We start from the raw sequence: 22,057 nt of genomic DNA, 5'->3' as shown, positions 1-22,057 counted from the left end.
TCAGTGGGTTGAAGACTCGGGCGGCACGGGCACGGACGGCATCAGCGAGCGGCTGCGAAAACGCGGCCACAGCGCTCCGAGCACGAACACGCGAACCATGTAGGGCACCAGCCCCTGCTCGTTGAGCGCAGGGTCGACTTGCGCGCGGTAGCGCGTGCGGTGCAGTTGCGCGAGCTCGGACCAGTGGACATGCGGGTTCTCGTGATGTGCGGTGTGCAGGCCGATGTTGAACAACAAGGGGTTCACCAGCCCCTCGAAATTGCGCGCGTAGTTCAGTCGGGTACCCGCGGTATCGCGCCGCGCCTCCTCGTCCGGCCCGAGCCGGCGTCCGTCGGCATGCGCATGCTGCAGATAGTTGGTCGCCAGCAGCCAATGCAGCCCGTGGAGCTGGGGCACGATCACCAACAGCAGGGCCTTGCGCCAGTCGAGCAGCAACAGCGCGCCCCAGCTGCCGAGCCACAGGGCGTACTGCGCCATGCAGTAGCGCCAGGGTCCCGGCCGGTAGCTGCGAAGCCGGCCGAGCCAGCCGAAGAACACCGGCACCAGCACCCACACGGCCTGGAACGGATGCAGCAGGTAGCCCCGCAGATGGTTGGTGTCGCCGCCGAAGCGGTAGGTGCGCGCGACGTCCTGCGGCCCATGCCGATGGCGATGGTGGTTGGCCACGTGCGCCGGCCAGAAGACGAAGGTCGGGTGACCCTGCAACAGCGTGATCCAGAAGTCGGTGATCCGGTTCATGCGGCGCCCGCGCCACATGCGCAGGTGCACATGGTTGTGGTGGATCACACCCACGCCCAGCGTCAGGAACAGCATCGGCGCGTAGAGCAGCACGGCAAAGCCGTGCACCCACTGCCAGGCCGCCAGCGCCGGGAGCGCCACCAGGTACGCCAGGCTCTGCCAGTCGCGCCCATGGCGAAGGCGCGCCGGCCGGCGCGGCGCCTCAGGCCGGCGTGCCATGCTGCCGTTGGCGTTGCTGCTTCTCGCGGAAGGCCAGGAACTGCGGCTCGGCCGCATCGGCGGCAATGCGCGTGCCGAACAACCGGTCCATGAAAGTGAACTGGAAGCCGTAGTTGCCGCTGTGGCAGGCGTGGTGCAAATGGTGCCGGCGGCTCGCGGCAAACCAGTGGCTGTACGGCGCCCGGGGAAAGAAGTCGTAGTTCGAGTGCCCGATGCTGTTGAAGAACAGGCTGAACAGCGGCACCGACGCGAGCGACCAGAAGCTGAAGTCATGCAGCAGCATCGGCAGCAGGATCACGTTGCCGAGCATGGCCGCCTCGATCGGGTGGAAGCTGTAGGTGGCCCACGGCGTGGTCACGACCGAGCGGTGATGCGGCCCGTGAAAGCGCCGCAGCCAGCGCGTGTGCAGCAGCCGATGGTTGAACCAGAAATGAACGTCGTTCCAGATCGCGAGCGCCAGGATTTCGATGGCGACCTGGCGCCAGCCGGCGTCGGCATCGAGCCGCGCCCAGCCCAGCTGGAGCAGGCCCCACGGAAACACCATGCCCAGCCCGAACACCAGCACCGACACGCCCGACTGCGCCAGTTCGCGGCGCAACTGCCCCGGCTGCAGCGGCCGCGGGTCGAGCACGCGCCCGATGCCGAGCGCGGGCAGCACCCGCCGGGTCAGAAGCCAGTTGAAGGCGCCGAATCCCAGGTAGATGCCGCCGAAAAAAATCAGCCCCCAGAACATCACCTGCAGGGCCGACAACGAAATGAAGCTTTGCGCCATCCCCCGAGGCTACAACAGCATTTCGGGAACCAGGGGCGCAATGATCAGGTTGTGAAGCCGCTGGAAGAAGCTCGATTCCGGCTCCGAGGTGAGGATGACTTCCTTTTCGCCATCGGTCGTGAGCCACTGCAGCGTGCCGGTCTCCTTGGCAATGCGCAGCCGGTACGAGTTCTGCAGCTTGCTGATGTTGATGACGCGCAGCATCTCGCGCGCCAGCTGCGGGCTGTCGACCACCACGCCCATCTCGGTGTTCTGGCTCGCCGAGCGCGGATCGAGGTTCATCGAGCCGATGAAGATGCGCGTCTTGTCGATGGCGGCGGTCTTGGAGTGCAGCCGCCCCAGCGACTTGCCGAACATGCCGAAGCGCTCGCCCGCGGTGGTGCGCTGCGGGCTCAGCTCGTACAGGTCGGCGCCGCTCCTGAGCAGCCGCTCGCGGTAGCGCGCATAGCCGGTGTGCACCAGCGGTTCGTCGTTGGCGGCCAGCGAATTGGTCAGCAGCGTGAGCTTGACCTTGCGCCTGGCCAGGTCCTCGAAAGCCGCCATGCCGCGTTCGCCCGGCACCAGGTAGGGGGAGGTCAGGTCGACTTCGAACTTGGCGTCCATCAGCAGCGTCCAGACCTTCATCGTCACGCTGGTGGCAATGGCTTCGTCCTCGGTCATCGTGGTGGGCTTGGTGGGCGGATCGGCAATGGCGCGGGCCTCGCCCCACAACAGCCCCATGCGCCCGCCGTCGAGCTCTTCCGCGATCGGCCCGTAGCCCAGCACGTCGGACGGCGGCAGCACGATCTTCGGCGGCGGCGCGGCCATGCCGATCCAGGCGTCGAAGTCGGCGACCGTGGGCTTGCGGCCGCCCTCGCCGCGCACGATGTCGGCAATGGGCCAGACCTGCTCGCTGTTCCAGTAGGCATCGAAGATCGATTCGAGCTGCGGCAGCACCTTGCCCACGACGAGCGCGTCCATGTCGATGAAGTTCTGCGCCTCGCTCAGCACGAAATACTCGTCGGCGATGTTGCGCCCCCCCACCACCGCCATGACGCCGTCGGCGATGAACAGCTTGTTGTGCATGCGGTGGTTGAGCCGCCCGATCTCGTGCGGCGAGGCCACGAAGCGCGAGAGAAAACCGTTGCGTCCGCAGCAGAACGGATTGAACAGCCGCACCTCCATGTTGGGCGTGGCGGAAAGCGCGAGCAGCGGCTGCTGGCTCTTGACGGTATAGAGATCGTCCACCAGCAGCCGCACCTGCACCCCGCGCCCGGCCGCCTCGCGCAGCGCACGCATCAAGAGGCGGCCGGTGGCGTCGTTCTCGAACTGGTAGTACTGGACCACCAGCGAGCGCTGGGCGCGCTGCGCCAGCTGGACGCGCGCGTCGAGCGAATACACGCCGAGCGGCATCAGCCGGAAGCCCGAGTGCTCGCCGGGCGGCGTCGAGGCGGCCGCGATGCGTGCCAGCGTGGTGGACGGATCGGCCGCTGCGGCATTCACCGCCGCCCGCTCGTGCGCCGGCGGCAGCGAGCCGCACGCCGCCAGCGCCGCGGCCATGGCGCCGGCAAGACAGATACGCAGAAGTGGGGTCCAGAGGTTCATGATGGCATCCTAGAATTCGTTTCACCCCTGCTCGGAGTTACACCATGGCAAGACCGATCCTCTCACGCATCGCCCTGATATCGATCGCAGCCGGGCTGGCATTCCCCGCCGGGGCCGCACTGGACATCGGCGACCCGGTGCCCAGGTTCACCGCCAACGCCGCGCTGGGCGGCAAGACTTTCCGCTATTCGCTGGCCGAGGCGCTGGCCAAGGGCCCGGTGGTGGTGTACTTCTTTCCGGCGGCCGACTCCAGCGATTGTTCGATCGAAGCGCATGCCTTCGCCGAAGCCATCGACCAGTTCGCCGCGCTCGGCGCCACCGTCATCGGCGTGTCGGCCGACGACATCGACACGCTCTCGAAGTTCTCGGTCAAGTCCTGCCAGAGCCGCTTTCCGGTGGCCTCGGACGAATCGAAATCCGTGATCAACGGCTTCGACGCCCTGATGCAGACCCGGCCCGACTTTGCCAATCGCCTGTCCTACGTGATCGCGCCGAACGGCACCGTCGCGTACTACTACCAGAACCTGAATCCGGACAAGCACGTGGAGCGCATGCTCAACGCGATCCGGGCGCTGCCCCGGCCGGGCGCACCCAGGTAGCGGGTGCAAAATCCCGTCCCATGCAACTCAACTTCATCGCCAACGCCGACGTCCCGTCATCCTCCGGCCGCACCCTGCAGGTGCTCGACCCTTCCGACGGCCAGCCTTTCGACGAAATCCAGCGCAGCAATGCCGCTGACATCGACTCCGCCGTGCGCGCGGCGCGCGACTGCTTCGAGGGCGTCTGGCACAAGGTGAGCGCGGCCGACCGCAGCCGCCTGCTCTACAGGCTCTCGCAGAAGATCGCCGAGCACGTCGACGAGCTCGCGCTCATCGAGCAGCGCGATTGCGGCAAGCCGGTGAAGCAGGCCCGCGCCGACGCGCTCGCGCTGGTGCGCTATTTCGAGTTCTATGCCGGCGCCTGCGACAAGCTGCACGGCGAAACCATTCCCTACCAGGACGGCTACAGCGTCTTCACCTGGCGCGAGCCGCACGGCGTCACCGGCCACATCATTCCGTGGAACTACCCGATGCAGATCTTCGGGCGCAGCGTGGGCGGCGCCCTGGCGGCCGGCAACGTGTGCGTGGTGAAGCCGGCGGAAGATGCCTGCCTTTCCCTCATTCGCGTGGCGCAGCTCGCGGCCGAGGTCGGCTTTCCGGCCGGTGCGCTCAACATCGTGACGGGCTACGGCCACGAAGTGGGTGACGCGCTTGCGCGGCACGAAGGCATCGACCACATCAGCTTCACCGGCAGCCCGAAGATCGGCACGCTGATCCAGCAGGTGGCGGCCGAGCGGCATTGCCCGGTCACGCTCGAGCTCGGCGGCAAGAGCCCGCAGATCATCTTTGCCGACGCCGATCTCGACGCGGCCATTCCGGTGATCATCAACGCCATCGTGCAGAACGCCGGCCAGACCTGTTCGGCAGGCTCGCGCGTGCTGATCCAGCGCGGCATCTACGAGCCGCTGCTCGAGCGCCTCGGCCGTGCCTTCGAGGCCCTGCGCGTCGGCCCCGCAGCCATGGACCTGGACGTCGGCCCGCTGATCCGCCAGACGCAGCAGCAGCGCGTGTGGGATTTCCTGAGCGATGCCCAGGTGGCGGGAATCCCCATGGTGGCCCACGGCATCGTGGTCGACGAGGCGCCCGAAACCGGCTTCTACCAGGCCCCCACCCTGCTGCGCGACGTGCCGGTGAACCACCGACTGGCGCAGGAAGAGGTGTTCGGCCCGGTGCTCGCCGCGATGCAGTTCACCGACGAGGACGAAGCGGTGGCGCTCGCCAACGCCACGCAGTTCGGCCTCGTGGCCGGTGTCTGGACGACCGACGGTGCGCGCCAGTTCCGCATGGCCAAGCGGGTGCGCAGCGGCCAGGTGTTCATCAACAATTACGGCGCCGGCGGCGGCGTGGAACTGCCGTTCGGCGGCGTCAAGTCGTCGGGCTACGGGCGCGAGAAGGGCTTCGAGGCGCTCTACGGCTTCACCACGCTCAAGACCGTCGCCGTCAAGCACGGCTGAGGCGCGCGCTGCGTGCGGGGCCGGGTTCCGGGCGGCACTCGCCGAGGAGTAGCCCTTTCGGGATCGGCCCGCGCCCGATGGAGTAAATTGGCCGCTGTCCATGAACCGCAAAAGCACCACCGTCATTCCGCTCTCCGAAATCGGCCGCGCGCGCCCCGCCGTGGCGGTTCCGGAGGTGGCCGTGCCCGCCACCGGGCGGCTGCTCGACCGCCTGGGTCGGCCGCTGACCGACCTGCGCATCAGCGTGACCGACCGCTGCAACTTCCGCTGCAGCTACTGCATGCCCAAGGATGTGTTCGACAAGGACTACCAGTACCTGCCGCACAGCGCGCTGCTGAGCTTCGAGGAAATGACCCGGCTCGCGCGCCTGTTCGCGGACCACGGCGTGCGCAAGATCCGCCTGACCGGCGGCGAGCCGCTGCTGCGAAAGAACATCGAGGCGCTGGTCGCGCAGCTGTCTGAAATCCGCACCCCGGGTGGCGAACCGCTCGCGCTCACGCTCACCACCAACGGCTCGCTGCTGCAGCGCAAGGCGGCCGCGCTGGCCGCTGCCGGCCTGCAGCGCGTGACCGTGAGCCTCGACAGCCTGGACGACGCGGTGTTCCGCCACATGAACGACGTCGATTTTCCGGTGGCCGACGTGCTCGCCGGCATCGAGGCGGCGCTGGCCGCGGGCCTGGGCCCGCTGAAGGTGAACATGGTGGTCAAGCGCGGCACCAACGAGCAGGAAATCCTGCCGATGGCGCGCTACTTCCGCGACCACCACGGCGGCAAGGTGGTGCTGCGCTTCATCGAATACATGGACGTGGGCGCCACCAACGGCTGGCGCATGGACGAGGTGCTGCCCTCGGCCGAGGTCATTGCCCGCATCGGTGCCGAGTTTCCGCTGGTGCCGCTCGAGCCCAGCGCGCCGGGCGAAACCGCCCAGCGGTGGGCCTACGCCGATGGCGGCGGTGAGATCGGCGTGATCAGCAGCGTCACCCAGGCCTTCTGCCGCGACTGCAGCCGCGCCCGCCTCTCCACCGAGGGCAAGCTCTACCTCTGCCTCTTCGCAAGTGCGGGCCATGACCTGCGCCCCCTGCTGCGCGGCACCGCCACCGATGAGGACATCGGCTCCGCCATCGGCCACATCTGGCAGGGCCGCGCCGACCGCTATTCCGAACTGCGCGCGCTTCGCGGCCCTGAAAGCGGCGAGCACGACGCCAACGACCCCGCGCCTCGCCGCGTCGAAATGAGCTATATCGGCGGATGACCCCAAAAACACAAGATTCCATTTCCCCCAGCGAGATCACCGGCCTGCTGCTGGCCGGCGGCCGCGGTTCGCGCATGGGCGGTATCGACAAGGGCCTGCAGAACTTCAATGGCTCGCCGCTCGCCATGCATGCCGTGCTGCGCCTGGGCATGCAGGTGGGCGAGGTCATGATCAATGCCAACCGCAACCTGGCGGCCTACGAATCCTTCGGCGTTCCGGTCTGGCCCGACAGCCTGGCCGACTATGCCGGCCCGCTGGCAGGCTTCCTGACAGGACTGGAACGCTGCGAAACGCCCTACCTGCTCACCGTGCCCTGCGACACGCCGCTGTTTCCGCTCGATCTGGCGAGCCGGCTGGCCGAGGCCCTGAGGGCCAACGACGCGGAAATCGCCATGGTCAGCGCCCCCGAGGCCGCCGCCGAACCCGGCGCGGCGCCGGTGCTGCGGCCGCAGCCGGTGTTCTGCCTGCTGCGCACCACGCTGCTCGAAAGCCTGGTGAACTTCACCCAGTCCGGCGGCCGCAAGATTGACGCCTGGACCGCGCAGCACCGTACCGTGCTCGTGCCCTTCGACCGCCCCGGCGACGCGCCCGACGCCTTCTTCAATGCCAACACGCTGGCCGAATTGCACGCGCTGGAAAACCGATGAGCCGCATCGCCGACATTGCCGCCGCCCTTGCCGGCTATGACCCCCAGGCGCTGAGCGTCCAGGGCGTCCAGGCCTTCCTGGCGCAGCTCGTGGCGCCCGCCGTGGTGGCCGAGCGCGAAGAAGTCGCGCTGCGCGAAGCGCTGGGCCGCGTGCTGGCCGAAGACATCATCTCGCCGGTCAGCGTGCCGCCGCACGACAACTCCGCGATGGACGGCTTTGCCTTCGACGGCGCGATCCTGCGAGACGATTCGCCCACCGACGCTTCCATCGAGCTGCGCGTGGTGGGCACCGCCTTGGCGGGCGCGGCGTGGCGCGGCACGCTGGCTGCCGGCGACGCGGTTCGCATCATGACGGGAGCGGTCATGCCCGAAGGGCTCGACACCGTGATTCCGCAGGAATTCTGCAAGGTCGACGGCGACCGCGTGCGCTTTCCCGCCAAGGTGCTTCGCCGCGGCGACAACCGCCGCTTCGCAGGCGAAGACCTCATGCAGGGCCAGCCGGCCTTGCGCCGCGGCGAACGCCTGTCGCCCGCCGCGCTGGGCATGGTCGCCAGCCTGGGCCTGCCTTCGGTGCCGGCGCTGCGCCGGCTGCGCGTGGCCTATTTCTCGACCGGCGACGAAATCCTGAGCCTCGGCGAGCCGCCACGCGAAGGCGCGGTGTACGACAGCAACCGCTACACGGTGTTCGGCCTGCTCACGCGACTGGGCTGCGAAGTGGTCGACCTGGGCCTGGTGCGCGACGACCCGGCCACGCTCGGCGCCGCGCTGCAACAGGCCGCGGGCCAGGCCGACGCCATCATCACCAGCGGCGGCGTGAGCGTCGGCGCCGCCGACCATACCCGGGCCGTGATGCAGCAGCTCGGCGACATGGCATTCTGGCGCGTGGCCATGCGCCCCGGCCGGCCGATGGCCGTCGGGCTCGTTCCCCGCAGCCCGCAGGCCTCCCCGCGGCCAGGCTCGGCCGTGCTCTTCGGCCTGCCCGGCAATCCGGTGGCGGTCATGGTCACCTTTCTCGCCTTCGTGCGGCCGGCCTTGCTGCGCATGATGGGCTGCCACGAGATTGCCGCGGCGCCGCCGCCCCTGCTGCGCGCGCGGGCCGCGAGCGCCATCCGCAAGAAACCGGGCCGCACCGAATACCAGCGCGGCTTCGTGCAGGCCGTGGCCGGCGCGCTGCCTGAGGTCCGCATCGCCGGCAACCAGGGCTCCGGCGTGCTGAGTTCGATGGTCGAAGCCAACGGGCTCGTGGTGCTGCACCACGACCAGGGCAATGTGGCCGCGGGCGACGAGGTCGACGTGATGATGCTGGAGGCTTAGAGGGCCAAGGCTCAGATCCGGCCCAGTGCCCTGTCCACGCCTTTGTTGGCGAGCATGTCGGCGCGTTCGTTGCCGACGTCGCCCGAATGGCCCTTGACCCAGCGCCATTCGATTACGTGACCTCCTTCGGCCACCAGCTTGTCGAGTTTCTGCCAGAGCTCGACGTTCTTGACCGGCTGCTTGGTCGAGGTGCGCCAGCCCTTGGCCTTCCAGCCGCGGATCCATTCGGTGATGCCCATGCGCACGTACTGGCTGTCCAGGTAGAGGATGACCTTGCAGGGCCGCTTGAGCGCGGCCAGTCCCTCGATCACGGCGGTGAGCTCCATCCGGTTGTTGGTGGTGTTGAGTTCGCCGCCGAACAGTTCCTTTTCGGTGGCGCCCGACTTGAGCCACGCGCCCCAGCCGCCAGGGCCGGGATTGCCTTTGCACGCACCATCGGTGTAGATCACGACTTCGTTCAAAACGCTCTTTTCCTTCTTCTTTCAATACTTCAATATCAATCGGCGCGGTCGGCCTTGGCCTTGTGCATCTTGCCTGCAATGGGTACCGGCGCGGTGGCGCGCGCCGCTGCGCGGCGCCAGTCGGCGCTCAGCAGGCGCATGCCGCGCACGCGCTTGACGGCCACCAGGAAGTACGCCGCGCCGAAGATGGACCACCAGCGCTCGCCGGCGGCGTCCATCCAGCGGCAGCGCTCGAGCCACGCCTCGCTGCGCACCGCGGGCCGGTAGACGCCGAAGCGCCCCGACTCCACCTCGAAGCTCAGGAGCCGCAGCCAGTCGCGCATGCGCCAATAGCCGATGAACTCGCCGCCCTCGGGCAAAAAGAGATCACCGAAGCCGAGCCGACGGTACAGGTGCGCGCGGCGCTGCCGCATGCCCCAGAGGCTGGCCGGATTGAGCCCGCAGATCACCACGCGGCCCTCGGGTACCAGCACCCGCTCCACTTCGCGCAAGGCCGCGTGGGGGTCCTCGCTGAGCTCCAGCGCATGCGGCAGCACCACCAGGTCGAGGCTGTTGGCAGCAAACGGCAGCGCCGCAAAATCGGTGAACAGCGCCGCCCTGCCGGACGGCTGGATCGGGTCGGGCAGGGCCAGCCAGCGATGCGGCATGCGGTTGGTGCGCAGGCCATCGACGCCGGCGGCGCCGAGCTGCAGCGCGTGGTAGCCGAAAACATCCGCCACGGCCTCGTCGAACTGGGCCTGCTCCCACGCGAGCAGGTAGCGGCCGGGGGGGGTCGCGAACCAATCCTGCAAACCTATAATTTGACCGCTCATGACCCTTGTTCCGCTGCCCGCCTTCGCTGACAACTACATCTGGATGCTGCAGGACGGGTCCAACGCGATCGTGGTGGACCCGGGCGACGCCCAACCCGTGTTCGACGCCTTGGCGCGCGACAAGCTGCAGCTCGCCGCGATTCTAGTCACGCATCATCACCCCGATCACACGGGTGGCGTGGCCGCGCTCCATGCGGCCACCGGCGCACCGGTCTTCGGTCCGGCGCGCGAACGCATTCCGGAGCCGTTCAAGCCGCTGTCGCACGGCGACACGGCCGAGGTGCTCGGGCTGCGCTTTTCGGTCATCGACGTGCCGGGCCACACGGCCGGCCACATCGCGTACTTCCTGCCCGCAAACGCCGGCCGGACGCCGCTTCTTTTTTGCGGCGACACGCTGTTCTCCGGCGGCTGCGGTCGGCTGTTCGAAGGCACGCCGGCGCAAATGCTGGCTTCGCTCGATGCGCTCGCCGCACTGCCGGGCGACACACGCGTATGCTGCGCGCACGAATACACACTTGCTAACCTGCGTTTCGCCCGCGCGGTGGAACCCGGCAATGCCGATCTGACTCAGTACAGCGCGCACTGCGAAAGCCTGCGCGCGCAGGGGCGGCCCACACTGCCCTCGCAACTGGCCACCGAACGCCGGATCAACCCCTTTCTTCGCAGCCGCGAAGCCACTGTCCTTAGAGCGGTGCGCGAGCACGCCGAGCTTTCCGCCGATGCGGCCGAAGCCGACGTGTTTGCTGCGCTGCGCCAATGGAAAAACGACTTCCGATGAAACTTATCGCTGCTGTCTGCCTTGCAGGCTCACTGTTGCTCGCGGGCTGCGCGGGCACCACCAGCTCGTCTTCCTCCACCGCCGCATCCGCGCCATCCTCCGCCGGCGGCACCGGCGCCAAGGCCTCCGGCAGCGCCGCGCCGGTCTACCCGGGTGGCCCGCTCACTCCCATCACCAACAGCGAAGCCCATTCGCAGAGCGTCGTCACGCTGGCGCCGCCCGCCGACATGTGGGACCGCATCCGCCGCGGCTTCAAGATGCCGAACCTCGAGAGCGACCTGGTGCGCGACCGCGAGCAGTGGTATGCCAGCCGGCCCGACTACATCCAGCGCATGACCGAGCGCTCGAACAAGTACATCTTCCACATCGTCGAGGAACTCGAGCGGCGCAACATGCCGACCGAGCTCGCGCTGCTGCCGTACATCGAGAGCGCGTTCAACCCGCAGGCCATTTCCAGCGCGCGCGCCGCGGGCATGTGGCAGTTCATGCCCGCCACCGGCACCGACTTCGACCTCAAGCAGAACATCTTCCGCGACGACAGGCGCGATGTGGTGGCCTCGACGCGCGCCGCACTCGACTACCTGCAAAAGCTCTACGGCATGTTCGGCGACTGGCAGCTCGCCCTGGCCGCCTACAACTGGGGCGAAGGCAGCGTGAGCCGCGCGATCGCCAAGAACCAGCGCCTGGGCCTGCCCACCACCTACAGCGATCTTTCCATGCCGGCCGAAACGCGGCTCTACGTGCCCAAGCTGCAGGCGGTGAAGAACATCGTGGCCAATCCGCAGGCGTTCAACACCGAGCTGCCGCTGATCGCGAACCACCCGTACTTCCAGACCGTGACGCTCACGCGCGACCTCGACGTCGAACTCGCCGCCAAGCTGGCCGACATCCGCCTCGAAGACTTCCGCGCCCTCAATCCGGCCGCGCACAAGCCCGTGCTGCTGGCGGCCGGCACGCCGCAGATCCTCCTGCCCTGGGACAACGCGGCCGTGTTCCAGCGCAACTTCGATGCGTACTCGCAAGGCCAGTACGCCAGCTGGACGGCATGGGTGGTTCCCAACACGATGACGGTGGCCGATGCGGCCCAGCGCTCGGGCATGAGCGAGGCCGACCTGCGCGCGCTCAACAGCATTCCGCCGCGCATGCTCATCAAGGCCGGCTCGACGCTCATCGTGCCGCGCAGCGCCCGCGTCAAGGAGGACGTGACGGCACTGGTGGCGGACAGCGGCCACCTGAGCTTCCAGCCCGAAATCGTCAATCGCCGCACCACCGTCAAGGCCGGACGCAACGACAGCGTGGCCAGCATCGCGCGCCGCTACAAGCTCAAGCCCGACAGCGTGGCCGAGTGGAACGACGTCAAGCTCAACCACGCATTCAAGCGCGGCTACAGCGTGGTGGTGTACCTGCCGGTTCGTGCTGCGCCCGAAGCGCGCGTCGGGTCGGGCGCGGCACGGGCGCACGGCCGAGCCGCCGTTGCCGACAAGCGCGGCGGCAGCCAGGTGAAAGCGGTTGCCGCGCGCGGCCGCAACGTGGTGGTGAAGACGCCGGCAAGCAAGCAGGTGGTGCGCGAGAAGCGCGGCGGCACGCCGTCGAAGAAAAAGCGCTGAACCTTGCCTGCGAGCCGGCGGCAACCGAGGCGCTGCGCTAGAGCTTTTCGGTTTCGCCGCTGCGCGGCTGCCACTTCATCAGCCGCTTCTCGATCAGGCCGACCAGGCCGTCGAGCAAGAGCGCAAAGCCTGTCAGCACCACGATGCCGGCAAAGACGGTGTTCACGTCGAAGGTGCCCTCGGCCTGGAGGATCAGGTAGCCCACGCCGCGTGCCGAGCCCAGGTACTCCCCGACCACCGCGCCAACGAAGGCCAGGCCCACCGAGGTGTGCAGGCTCGAGAACACCCAGCTCGTCGCGCTCGGCAGGTAGACCGTGCGAAGCAGCTGCCGCTGGTTGGCGCCGAGCATCTTCGCGTTGGCCAGCACCACCGGGCTCACCTCGCGCACGCCCTGGTAGACGTTGAAGAACACGATGAAGAACACCAGCGTGACGGCCAGCGCCACCTTGCTCCAGATGCCCAGGCCGAACCACAGCGCGAAGATGGGCGCGAGGATCACGCGCGGCATGGAGTTGGCGGCCTTGATGTAGGGGTCGAGGATCAGGCTCGCGGTGGGTGCCAGCGCCAGCCAGAGCCCGCAGGCCAGCCCGAGCACGGTGCCGATGCCGAAGGCCAGCACCGTCTCGAGCAGCGTGGTGCCCAGGTGCCGGTAGATGTCGGCATTGCCCTTCAGGCCTTCAGGAAACAGCAGGTTCGGCGGCACCTCGAACGGCAGGAACCAGCTCCAGATGCGCCCCGCCACCTGGATCGGCTCACCCAGGAAAAAAGCCACCTGCTGGTTGCGCGAAGCCAGGTGCCAGCCCACCAGGATGATCGCGAGCAGCACCAGCTGCCAGAAGCGCGCGTTGCGTTCGTTCAGGCGCGGCATCATGCGGCCTTCCTCAGCTGCTGCGCATAGCCCTTGAGCACTTCGTCGCGCAGCACCTCCCAGATCTGCGTGTGCAGCTCGACGAAGCGCGGCTGCGTGCGCACCTCGGCCACGTCGCGCGGGCGCGCAAGATCGATCGCGAACTCGCCGATCGGATGCGTGGCCGGCCCGGCCGACAGCACCACCACGCGGTCGCTCATCGCAATGGCCTCGTCGAGGTCGTGCGTAATAAAGAGCACCGCCTTCCGTCCGTGCGAGCCCCCGGGCACTGTGCGCCCACCCCCCGAGGGGGTGAGCTCCTGCCTTGGGGCGGCCCGGCGGCCCTCGCTCGGCGCACTCCAGAGTTCGAGCACCTCGTTCTCCATCAGCTGGCGCGTCTGGATGTCGAGCGCGCTGAAGGGCTCGTCCATGAGGATGATGTCGGGGTCGAGCACCAGCGTCTGCGCGAGCGCCACGCGCTTGCGCATGCCGCCCGAGAGCTGGTGCGGATAGCGGTCGCCAAAGCCCGAGAGGCCCACGCGAGAGAGCCAGGCCTCGGCCTGCCCGCGCGCATCGGCATCGGGCACGCCGCGGTACTGCAGCCCCACCATCACGTTGTCGATGGCGCTTCGCCACGGCATCAGTGCCTCGGTCTGGAACATGTAGCCGGCGCGCGCATTCACGCCCGCGAGCGTCTGGCCGAAGACCTTGACGGTACCCGACGAAGGCTCGAGCAGGCCCGCGCCCACGTTCAGCAGGGTCGACTTGCCGCAGCCCGTGGGGCCCACCACCGAGACGAATTCTCCGGCCCGCACGCGCAGCGTGGTGTCGGCCACCGCGGTGTAGCGCTGGCCCGGATCGTCCTTCGAATGGAAGGTGCAGCTGATGGAGAGAAGCTCGAGTGCGTAGTCGGACATGTCTGGCAGGAATTCTGGCATTGGCCGCCACAAGAAAAAACCCGGCCGAAGCCGGGTCGCGGGGACGTTCGGAATCAGGCTTTGAACCTGTCTTTCGCGCGCCTTGCAAAATCGTTGGTGTAGGTCTTCATGAGATCGATCTTGTCGGGCTTCACTGCGGTGTCGAAGCTCGAGATCGCGGCGAGCGCCGTCTTGGGGCCGTCGGCCGGCACGAGACCGTCGGTGGCGATCGATTCGCGCACCTTGTCGAAGGACGCGAGGTACAGCGCGCGGTCGCCGAGCAGGTAGGTTTCGGGCACTGTCTTGATGATGTCGCCCGGGCCGGCAGTCTGCAGCCACTTGAGGCCGTGCACGATCGCATTGGCCAGCGCCTGGCAGGTGTTGGGATTCTTCTGGATGAAGTCGACCGGCGCATAGAGGCAGGCCGCAGGCATCGGCCCGCCGAACACCTGCTGCGTGCCCTTGAGCGTGCGCGTGTCGCTGATGATCTTCACGTCGCCCTTCTGCTCGAGCATGGTCATGACGGGGTCGGTGTTGCTGATGGCGTCGATCTGGCCCGAGCGCAGCGCCGTGAGCGCGCCGGCCGCCACGCCCACGCCGATGTAGCTCACGTCGCTGGCCTTGAGGCCGCCGCGCGACAGCACCAGGTTGGCCACCATGTTGGTCGAGGAGCCCGGTGCCGAGACGCCGATCTTCTTGCCCTTGAGATCCGCAATGCCGGTGTAGCCCGCCATGTTCTTGGTCGACACGCCCACTGCGATCTGCGGCGCGCGGCCCTGGAGCACGAAGGCCTGGAAGAACTGGTTCTTTGCCTGAAGGTTGATGGTGTGCTCGTAGGCACCGGAGCACACGTCTGCCGATCCGCCCACCACGGCCTGCAGCGCGCGTGCGCCGCCGGCGAAATCGGAGATCTCGACGTCGAGGCCTTCGGCCTTGAAGTAGCCGAGCTGTTCGGAGATGGTGAGCGGCAAATAGTAGAACGCCGCCTTGCCGCCCACCGCAATGGAAATCTTCGTCTTCTCGAGCTTGGCTTGCGCAAAGACCCGCGGCAGCGCGATGGTTGCCGCAGCAACTGCGGAGACTGTCATGAGGGTTCTGCGGTGGAGCATGGAGCAATCCTGCGGGCACTTGATTCTGGTGGACTGAATCGAGCTTAGGGGTGCGCCCCCGTTGCCTGCATCGGGGTCATCCCGTGCGGGTTTCCACGTAAGCATGAAGACCTCCGCGAGGCCTGTGCCAAACGGCCTGTTGCGCGCTGGCGCAGCGGCCGTTTGCGCTCTTAGCGCGCGAGAAAAAGGATCGCGATATTGATCACGAAACCGAGCGCCCAGACCGCACTGCGCACGGAGCCGATGCCCTTGATATAGACCGCGATATAGATCACACGCAGTACGACATAGGCCGCCGCCAGCATGTCGAGCCGCGCCTGATTGGCGCCGAGCTGATGCGCAATGATCACCGCGCCAATGAAGAACGGAAGGCCTTCGAAGCTGTTGGCCTGCGCGCTGTTGGCGCGCGCCCGCCAGCCGCTTTGCCTTGCGGCCCAGTCGCGCGGCTGCACGTTGTCGCGCGGACCAAAGCTGCCGGCCTTGGCGATCCATGCCGCGAAATACGGCAGGCCGCAGGCGATGAACACGCACCAGTAAGCGACGGTGAGCAAGGAAAAAGTCATGGGGATTGCTTGTCTGCTTTCAGCACGGCGGCTGCAGCGGCCGCTGCGCGCTATCGGCGGTCCACCAAGGCATGCGCGATGGTCCCGAGATCCACGTATTCGAGTTCGCTGCCCGCGGGCACGCCGCGCGCGAGGCGTGTCACGTTCAGGCCCCGCTGCCGGAGCGCTTCGCCGATCACGTGCGCGGTGGCTTCGCCCTCTGCCGTGAAGTTGGTGGCCAGGATCACCTCGCTCACGGTGCCGTCCAGCGCGCGGTCGAAGAGCTTCTGCAGGCCGATGTCCTTGGGCCCGATGCCGTCGAGCGGACTGAGCTTGCCCATCAGCACGAAGTAGTAGCCGCGGAAGGCCCCGGTGCGCTCGAGCGCGGCCTGGTCGGCCGGCGTCTCGACCACGCAGAGCTTGCCTGCGTCGCGGCGCGTGTCCAGGCACACGTTGCAGACTGGTGCTTCGGTGAAGGTGTTGCAGCGCTCGCAATGCCGCACGTTGCCGGCCGCCTGCTGCAAGGCGCGCGCAAGCAGCTGTGCGCCCTCGCGGTCGTGCTGCAGCAAGTGGAAGGCCATGCGCGAGGCCGACTTGACGCCGACGCCGGGCAGGCGGCGCAGCGCATCGACCAGGGCGTCAAGCGAACTGGCGTCGGCCATCAATGGCTCAGAACGGCAGCTTCATGCCGGGCGGAAGGCCCGGCATGCCCGCGGTGAGCTTGCCCATCTTCTGTTCGCTGGTTTCCTCGGCCTTGCGCACCGCGGCATTGAAGGCGGCGGCCACGAGGTCTTCGAGCATGTCCTTGTCATCGGCCAGGAGGCTCGGGTCGATGGTGATGCGCTTGACGTCGTGCTTGCAGGTCATCACGACCTTCACGAGGCCTGCGCCCGACTCGCCTTCGACCTCGATGGTGGCCAGTTCTTCCTGGGCCTTCTTGAGGTTGTCCTGCATTGCCTGCGCCTGCTTCATGAGGCCGGCCAGTTGTCCTTTGTTGAACATCGTTGGTCCTGATTGGTTGAAATGGAGGAAGGATAAGAGAGATGGCGGCCGATGCCGAATGCCGCAAGTGCCGGCACGGTTTTTCAGTGGCGTTCAGTCAGGCGGGCTTGAGTGTTCCGGGCACGATCTTCGCATCGAATTCGCGCATCAGCATCTGTACTTCGGGATCGCTGCGGATGGCCTCCTCGGCCACGCGCTGGCGCTCGTCGGCCGCCTGCTTGTTGCGGCGCGCGGGGCTGTCGACCACGGCGCCGATCTCGATCGCGAGCTTCACGCCGTGGCCAAGTGCGGCCAGGGCATCGGTGAGCTTCTCGCGGGCCGAAGGCTGGTTGAGCAGCTCGCGCTCGACGCGAAGTATCCACTGGTCGACATCGCGCGCCACCAGCTGCGACTGGAGCGCGAGCTCGCGCGCCAGCGCGCTGATGCTCTCGGCCGCGATCATCTGCGTGACCGTGGCGTGCCAGAAGTCGCCGTCCTCGCTCGGCGGAATGGGCGGCGCCGGGCCGCGCTGCTCGTCGGGGCGCGGCGCGTCGCGCTGGCTCGGCGGCGGCTGCACGCGCATCGGAACGGCAAGCACCCGCGGCGCTTCCGCAGCCGGCGAGGGTTCGGCCTCGGCGGAAGGCCGGGCCCCGCCCTGCCGCACCGGCTCGCTGACCACGGCCAGGCGCTGGCCGGCCGGCGCCGGGTTGGATCGAGGCACCGGCGCAGCGGGGGGATTCGACGCTGGCGGCGCGGCGATCACCGCCGTGTGCTGATGAGCCGGTGCCACGGCCGCAGGGACCGAAACCGCCCGGGCGGCTTCATTCAGAGTTTTTTTTTCCGCGGAGGCCGAAGCAGCGGCCGCGTTGGAAGGCTTGAAAGCCAGAAGCCGCAACAGCACCATGGTGAGCGCCGCGTATTCGTCGGGCGCCAGGCCCAGTTCGCCGCGCCCGTGCAGGCACAGGCTGTAGAGCAGCTGGGTTTCGTCGGCCGGCATCAGCGACGCGAGGCGCGCCGTGTCGGCGGCATCGGGATCGGTCGCCGAATCGGCCGATTCGGCCCGCGAGGGCACTGCCTGCAGCACGGCCATGGCCTGCAGCACGGCGGTCATTTCTTCCAGCGTGGACGCGGCGGACATGCCGTCGCGCCGCAGCGCTTCGGAGGTATCGACCACCGTCCGGCCGTCGCCCAGTGCCAGCGCCTCGATCAACTTGAACACATGGCCGCGGTCCACGCTGCCGAGCATCTGGCGCACGCCGGTTTCGAGCAACTCGCCATTGCCGAAGGCGATGGCCTGGTCGGTGAGCGACAGCGCATCGCGCATCGAGCCGCGCGCCGCACGTGCCAGCAGGCGCAGCGCCTGTGGCTCGGCCGGCACCTGTTCGGCCTGCAGCACGCTGGTGAGGTGCTCAAGCACCGTCTCGGGCGCCATCGGCCGCAGGTTGAACTGCAGGCAGCGCGACAGCACCGTGACCGGCACCTTCTGCGGATCGGTGGTCGCGAGCACGAACTTGAGGTATTCCGGCGGCTCCTCGAGCGTCTTCAGCATCGCGTTGAACGCGGTGTTGGTGAGCATGTGCACTTCGTCGATCATGAAGACCTTGAAGCGCCCCTGCACCGGCTTGTAGACCGCCTGCTCGAGCAGCGACTGCACCTCGTCCACGCCACGGTTCGATGCCGCGTCGAGTTCGGTGTAGTCGACGAAACGGCCCGAATCGATGTCCTTGCAGGCCTGGCACACCCCGCAAGGCGTGGCCGTGATGCCGCCCTGCCCGTCCGGCCCCTGGCAATTGAGCGACTTGGCCAGAATGCGGGAGACGGTGGTCTTGCCCACGCCCCGCGTCCCGGTGAAAAGATAGGCGTGATGCAGGCGCTGCGTGGTCAACGCGTTCTCGAGCGCCTGCACCACGTGCCCCTGGCCAACCATCTCACCGAAGGTTTTCGGACGGAACTTGCGAGCGAGCACGAGATAAGACATTGCGGGCATTCTAAAAGGCGCGGCGGCCCCTCTTGCCCTCACCCCGCAATCAAAAAAGGCCCTGTCTTTTCGCGGGATACCGCGGAACCGGCTCAGCCGGGCCGCTGGTATCGCCCCCAGCAGGGGGTGGGCGAAGCGACACGAAGTGCGCGCAGCCTGGGGGGTTACAATAGCCTTTGACGGGCCTCCCTGCATGGTGAAGTGGCCAACCGGGTCAGGTGGGGAACCAAGCAGCCCTAACTGCGTAGTCAGTGCCAGGGGTAAGGCTCGTCAACCTAACATCCAGGAAGCCGTGAGCTCTCAAGAGCTTGCGCGCTGAACAGGGGCCACGAGTCCCGGTCCGCAGAACCTGCCTGCAGACTTTCGCACAGCTGCCCCCGCTATCCAATCTGTCGCAAGCCGGCCATGACCTCTTCGGCAGGCGGCAGTTCGCTGGTACGCCAGACCAGGCGGGCGCGGCGATCGAACAGATAAACCTGGCCGGTATGCCGGTCGCCCGCTGCCGCGCCTCCCGTGAAAAGCCTGAACATCGACTCGAGTGCTTCGGGGGCTGGCGCCGCCGCGCTCCATGTCGGTCTTGCGCCAAAACGCCGCAGCCAGGCGCTCAATGCCGCGGGGTCGTCGGCCAGCGGATCGATGCTCAGCGACAGCAGACGCACCGCTGCATTGCGCTCGGTCAGCAATGCCGCCTGCAGCGTCGAGAACAAGGCCCCCTGGATCGGGCAGACCGTGCTGCAACCGGTGAACATCAATTGAACGGCCGTCAGGCTGCCTCGGAGCTGCGCCGCGAGCATTGGCGCGGCGCCATCATGGCGCCGCAGCGGCAAGGCCGGGGCCGCCACCGCCGGCATCACCGGGCCGGTGCTGTCGTTCGCGCGGGCCGGAGGCACACCCAGCCACGCCAGCGCGCTCGCGGCAAGCAGGCGCCGGCGCCCGAGGGATGCAGCCCTGCAGGTTAGGAAGCGGCTAGGCGCGTTCATTCGGAGGGAGCCTGCGTCAGATAGTCCCACAACGCCGCGCACTGGCCATCGTCGGCATCGAAGCGCGGCATGGCTCGGGGCAGCGTGACGTGGGCCGGGTCGACGCCGGTGCGCAGCGTGCGGCAGAAGGATGCGCGCTCGTACGCGACGGGCGGGCCGCCGCGCCGCGGGAGGGTTTCGCGCAACTGGCGCCGGTCGAGCGGCGGCGCGAATCCGGGGACCGCGGCGGCGGACCTGCCGGGCCCCGCATGGCATTGGATGCAGCGCGTCGCTGCACTCGGCAGCGGCGCGTTGTGGCCGGACAGTGTGCCGGCCAGCGGCTCGGCGCCATCGAACAGGCGCACGCCGCGCGCCACCGAGGAAGGCACGGCCGCTTCAGGCTCTTCGGACCACGCCGGGCCAACAGCCAGTGCGGTTCCGAAGGCCAGCGCCAGCATCATCATCGAAGGCCTCGGCTTCGCGAAGCGCACCGGCCGCTACCGGATGTTGATGGTGCGCGCCACGCTTGGCACGCCACTGCTGTCGAGCGCAAACAGCATGTAGTTGCCCGGCAGCACCGTCCCGCGGTCGGCCGGAATGCCCAACTGGTAGTTGCCTGCCGTGCCCGTGAATGACAGCGGGATGCGGCGCTGATCGGTGTTGACCGAGTGAGTGGCCGATGCCATGCGCACCAGCGCAAAGCGGGCCGCCGCGCGATCGGTCGTCACGGCGATCTGGCTTCCCCATGTGGCGCTGGCCGGCGCGGCCGTGATGGCCGGGCGGGGCGCCGGCGAACCGTCGCTCGCCAGCAGGTACGGCGGCGTGTAGATCTCTGCATCCGGGTGGTCGCCCGCACAGTCGCACAGCCCACCGCCGCCCGACAGCACGCGTCCGTCCATCAGCAGCAAGGCCATGCTGTGATAGTTGCGCGGTTTCTGCATCGGCGGCACGGTGATGAAGGTCTCGAGCTCCGGGCTCCACAACTCGGCCGCCAGCACGCTGTAGGAGTCGGAGAACGGAACGGGCTGCGTCTGCCCGCCTATCACGAACACATCGCCGTTGGGCAGCACCACGCTGTTCACGAAGGTTCGGCCATAAGCCATCGGCGAGAGCTTGCGCACCGTGGGTGCCATCGGCGCGCCCGCGCTGATGTCGATGATGTAGGCGGTCTTGAAGGCGTCGCCGCTGTCGTGGTTGGGCGCGCCGCCGAGCTTGAGGATCTTGCCGATGTCGTACATCACGGCGCTGGCCGTCATGGCATAGGGGTCGTCGCTGCGTGGACCGGCCTGCAGGATCGCGCCGCTGCCGCGTGTGTCGATCCAATGCATTGCCGCCGCGGGACCGGCGTGGAGTACCCAGCCGTCGGCGGCGCCGAACAGCCACATGTGGTTGTCGCCCCGGTAGACCCCGGCCGCGTCCGGGCCGGCCAGCGGCGGGTTCGAGACATTGCTCGCATCGGGCATGTTGGCCGGTACGCCGGACAGCGTGCGCCAGGTCCTGGTGGCGGCCGACCACACCTCGCCGTACTTGCCGCCCTGCCCGCCGTTCCACGACCCGCCGACTGTGAACACGGAGCCGTCGGACATCGTCGTGCTCGCCTGGTAGGCGCGTGCAATGCCGAGTTGCGCACCCGTCACCCAGCCGCCCAGCGCCGGGTCGTAGATCGAGGTCTTCGTCGCATCGCTGCCGCCGCTGACCAGCACGCTGCCATCGGCCAGCATGCTCAGGCCGGGGCAGAACATCTGGTGGCCGGTCGCCGTGATCGACAACGGGCTGGCGCTTCGCGTGACGGGGTCGAACACCGTGGTGTAGGTGTAGGCCTCGCTGCTGCTCGTGCTGAAGCTGTTGGGCGAGCGGGCTGCCCACAGCAGCAGCTTGCCGTCCGGCAGGTTCGCGGCCGACGCGGGCACGAGTGGCAACGCGATCGGGTCGGACCAGGGCTTCACCGCGGCGGTCGATTGCGCCGCGGTGTAGCCGGCTGCCGTGAACAGGTACTCGTTGGCCGGCAGCCACTTCCCCTTGAATCGGGAGCGCAGCCGGACCACGAGCCCCGCACCGTCTATGGGAAGGTTTGTCACCGTCAGCGTTGTCGCGCTGGTCGATGTGTCCACAACGGGTGTCGCCGAAGAGGCCGACAGGATCGTCAAGCCGTACTGGTTGGCACCCGTGTTGGTCCAGACGAAGGTCGCGCTGCGGCTGGCGAACTTGGTGCCGGGGGACGGACTGGTGAGGGACGCCGGCTGTCCGTCTGGCGGCACCGGCTTGCTTGCCGATGCGGACGCGCCCGCCAGCGTCGGATTTGCGCCCTGCGCGCGGGCGCCGCCTCCTGCGTCACCGCCGGACCAAACCAGGAACACCAGGGATGCATAAGCAAGCCCGCGCGCGGCGCGCGGCGATGGAACGCTGGTCATCGCTGCTCCTTTATTTTTTGTCTGGTCGCAGCTTAATCCTTGCGCGTGCAATAAACAATACAAAAGTATTCAGTCAT

22 protein-coding genes and 1 other RNA gene are annotated in these 22,057 nt (G+C 68.0%); 8 read left to right on the top strand and 15 right to left on the bottom strand.

Going from position 1 to position 22,057, the window contains the following annotated elements; all coding sequences use genetic code 11:
• Genes IB278_RS17340 through IB278_RS17330 form a run of 3 tightly spaced genes read right to left on the bottom strand, consistent with a single transcriptional unit; the run spans position 1 to position 3,313 of the window.
• On the bottom strand, positions 1–957 hold the full coding sequence (locus IB278_RS17340; RefSeq protein WP_192324501.1) for a fatty acid desaturase family protein: 957 nt from the start codon (positions 955–957) through the stop codon (positions 1–3).
• Entirely contained in the window at positions 941–1,729 is a 789-nt protein-coding gene (locus tag IB278_RS17335; protein ID WP_192324499.1) for a sterol desaturase family protein, read from the bottom strand. The genes IB278_RS17340 and IB278_RS17335 overlap by 17 nt, the downstream gene beginning before the upstream one ends.
• Positions 1,730–1,738: 9 nt before the next feature.
• Positions 1,739–3,313: a phospholipase D family protein gene (locus tag IB278_RS17330; protein ID WP_192324498.1), complete on the bottom strand. Its 1,575-nt coding sequence runs from the start codon at positions 3,311–3,313 to the stop codon at positions 1,739–1,741.
• A 44-nt stretch (positions 3,314–3,357) separates the two neighbouring features.
• Here IB278_RS17330 and IB278_RS17325 point away from each other — a divergent pair, with 44 nt between their 5' ends.
• From IB278_RS17325 to glp, 5 genes are all read left to right on the top strand, one after another.
• Positions 3,358–3,912: a peroxiredoxin gene (locus IB278_RS17325; protein ID WP_192324496.1), complete on the top strand. Its 555-nt coding sequence runs from the start codon at positions 3,358–3,360 to the stop codon at positions 3,910–3,912.
• A 20-nt stretch (positions 3,913–3,932) separates the two neighbouring features.
• Positions 3,933–5,366 carry an aldehyde dehydrogenase family protein gene (locus IB278_RS17320; protein WP_145743608.1) on the top strand — a complete coding sequence of 478 codons (1,434 nt, stop codon included), beginning with the start codon at positions 3,933–3,935 and terminating at the stop codon, positions 5,364–5,366.
• Positions 5,367–5,466: 100 nt separating this feature from the next.
• Positions 5,467–6,618, top strand: a complete 1,152-nt coding sequence (gene moaA, locus IB278_RS17315) for a GTP 3',8-cyclase MoaA (RefSeq protein ID WP_192324494.1) — start codon at positions 5,467–5,469, stop codon at positions 6,616–6,618.
• On the top strand, positions 6,615–7,265 hold the full coding sequence (mobA, locus tag IB278_RS17310; protein ID WP_192324492.1) for a molybdenum cofactor guanylyltransferase MobA: 651 nt from the start codon (positions 6,615–6,617) through the stop codon (positions 7,263–7,265). Before moaA ends, mobA begins: the two co-directional genes overlap by 4 nt.
• On the top strand, positions 7,262–8,578 hold the full coding sequence (gene glp / locus IB278_RS17305; protein WP_145743602.1) for a gephyrin-like molybdotransferase Glp: 1,317 nt from the start codon (positions 7,262–7,264) through the stop codon (positions 8,576–8,578). Before mobA ends, glp begins: the two co-directional genes overlap by 4 nt.
• An 11-nt stretch (positions 8,579–8,589) precedes the next feature.
• Here glp and rnhA read toward each other — a convergent pair whose 3' ends face one another.
• Together rnhA and IB278_RS17295 are read right to left on the bottom strand one after the other, a co-directional pair.
• Positions 8,590–9,039 carry a ribonuclease HI gene (gene rnhA, locus IB278_RS17300; RefSeq protein WP_145743600.1) on the bottom strand — a complete coding sequence of 150 codons (450 nt, stop codon included), beginning with the start codon at positions 9,037–9,039 and terminating at the stop codon, positions 8,590–8,592.
• Positions 9,040–9,074: 35 nt separating this feature from the next.
• Complete coding sequence (locus tag IB278_RS17295; RefSeq protein WP_145743884.1) at positions 9,075–9,830, bottom strand: class I SAM-dependent methyltransferase; 756 nt, start codon at positions 9,828–9,830, stop codon at positions 9,075–9,077.
• A gap of 19 nt (positions 9,831–9,849) precedes the next feature.
• Between IB278_RS17295 and gloB the strand changes: the two genes are divergently transcribed.
• Both gloB and IB278_RS17285 read left to right on the top strand, forming a co-directional pair.
• Positions 9,850–10,629: a hydroxyacylglutathione hydrolase gene (gloB, locus tag IB278_RS17290; RefSeq protein ID WP_025569369.1), complete on the top strand. Its 780-nt coding sequence runs from the start codon at positions 9,850–9,852 to the stop codon at positions 10,627–10,629.
• A complete protein-coding gene (locus tag IB278_RS17285; RefSeq protein ID WP_192324490.1) occupies positions 10,626–12,236 on the top strand; it encodes a transglycosylase SLT domain-containing protein in 1,611 nt (536 codons plus the stop codon). The genes gloB and IB278_RS17285 overlap by 4 nt, the downstream gene beginning before the upstream one ends.
• 37 nt (positions 12,237–12,273) lie before the next feature.
• On the opposite strand, the gene IB278_RS17280 is transcribed toward IB278_RS17285, so the two are convergent.
• From IB278_RS17280 to dnaX, 7 genes are all read right to left on the bottom strand, one after another.
• A complete protein-coding gene (locus tag IB278_RS17280; protein ID WP_145743596.1) occupies positions 12,274–13,107 on the bottom strand; it encodes an ABC transporter permease in 834 nt (277 codons plus the stop codon).
• Positions 13,104–14,000: an ABC transporter ATP-binding protein gene (locus IB278_RS17275; RefSeq protein ID WP_145743594.1), complete on the bottom strand. Its 897-nt coding sequence runs from the start codon at positions 13,998–14,000 to the stop codon at positions 13,104–13,106. Before IB278_RS17275 ends, IB278_RS17280 begins: the two co-directional genes overlap by 4 nt.
• A 74-nt stretch (positions 14,001–14,074) precedes the next feature.
• On the bottom strand, positions 14,075–15,109 hold the full coding sequence (locus IB278_RS17270) for an ABC transporter substrate-binding protein (RefSeq protein WP_145743592.1): 1,035 nt from the start codon (positions 15,107–15,109) through the stop codon (positions 14,075–14,077).
• Positions 15,110–15,279: 170 nt separating this feature from the next.
• Positions 15,280–15,672, bottom strand: coding sequence for an MAPEG family protein (locus IB278_RS17265; protein WP_145743590.1), 393 nt, complete (start codon positions 15,670–15,672; stop codon positions 15,280–15,282).
• 50 nt (positions 15,673–15,722) lie between these two features.
• Entirely contained in the window at positions 15,723–16,313 is a 591-nt protein-coding gene (gene recR / locus IB278_RS17260; protein WP_025569363.1) for a recombination mediator RecR, read from the bottom strand.
• Between the two features lie 7 nt (positions 16,314–16,320).
• Complete coding sequence (locus IB278_RS17255; RefSeq protein WP_012747441.1) at positions 16,321–16,653, bottom strand: YbaB/EbfC family nucleoid-associated protein; 333 nt, start codon at positions 16,651–16,653, stop codon at positions 16,321–16,323.
• Between the two features lie 97 nt (positions 16,654–16,750).
• The gene (gene dnaX / locus IB278_RS17250) at positions 16,751–18,610 is read right to left on the bottom strand and encodes a DNA polymerase III subunit gamma/tau (protein WP_192324488.1); all 1,860 of its coding nucleotides are present in this window, start codon (positions 18,608–18,610) and stop codon (positions 16,751–16,753) included.
• A 178-nt stretch (positions 18,611–18,788) separates the two neighbouring features.
• Between dnaX and ffs the strand changes: the two genes are divergently transcribed.
• An RNA gene (gene ffs / locus IB278_RS17245) (signal recognition particle sRNA small type) lies at positions 18,789–18,885 on the top strand.
• 105 nt (positions 18,886–18,990) lie between these two features.
• Here ffs and IB278_RS17240 read toward each other — a convergent pair.
• From IB278_RS17240 to IB278_RS17230, 3 genes are read right to left on the bottom strand one after another with little or no spacing between them, the layout of a single operon-like run.
• Entirely contained in the window at positions 18,991–19,590 is a 600-nt protein-coding gene (locus IB278_RS17240) for an SCO family protein (RefSeq protein WP_145743586.1), read from the bottom strand.
• Positions 19,587–20,060, bottom strand: coding sequence for a hypothetical protein (locus IB278_RS17235; protein ID WP_261380292.1), 474 nt, complete (start codon positions 20,058–20,060; stop codon positions 19,587–19,589). Before IB278_RS17235 ends, IB278_RS17240 begins: the two co-directional genes overlap by 4 nt.
• A 6-nt stretch (positions 20,061–20,066) precedes the next feature.
• On the bottom strand, positions 20,067–21,980 hold the full coding sequence (locus IB278_RS17230; protein ID WP_192324486.1) for a galactose oxidase-like domain-containing protein: 1,914 nt from the start codon (positions 21,978–21,980) through the stop codon (positions 20,067–20,069).
• Positions 21,981–22,057 lie beyond the last annotated feature (77 nt).

Source organism: Variovorax sp. VRV01, from assembly GCF_014852545.1.
Taxonomy (GTDB): domain Bacteria; phylum Pseudomonadota; class Gammaproteobacteria; order Burkholderiales; family Burkholderiaceae_C; genus Variovorax; species Variovorax beijingensis_A.
Note: the sequence above shows the minus strand (reverse complement) of the source record. Positions and strands in the feature narration are given on the sequence as shown.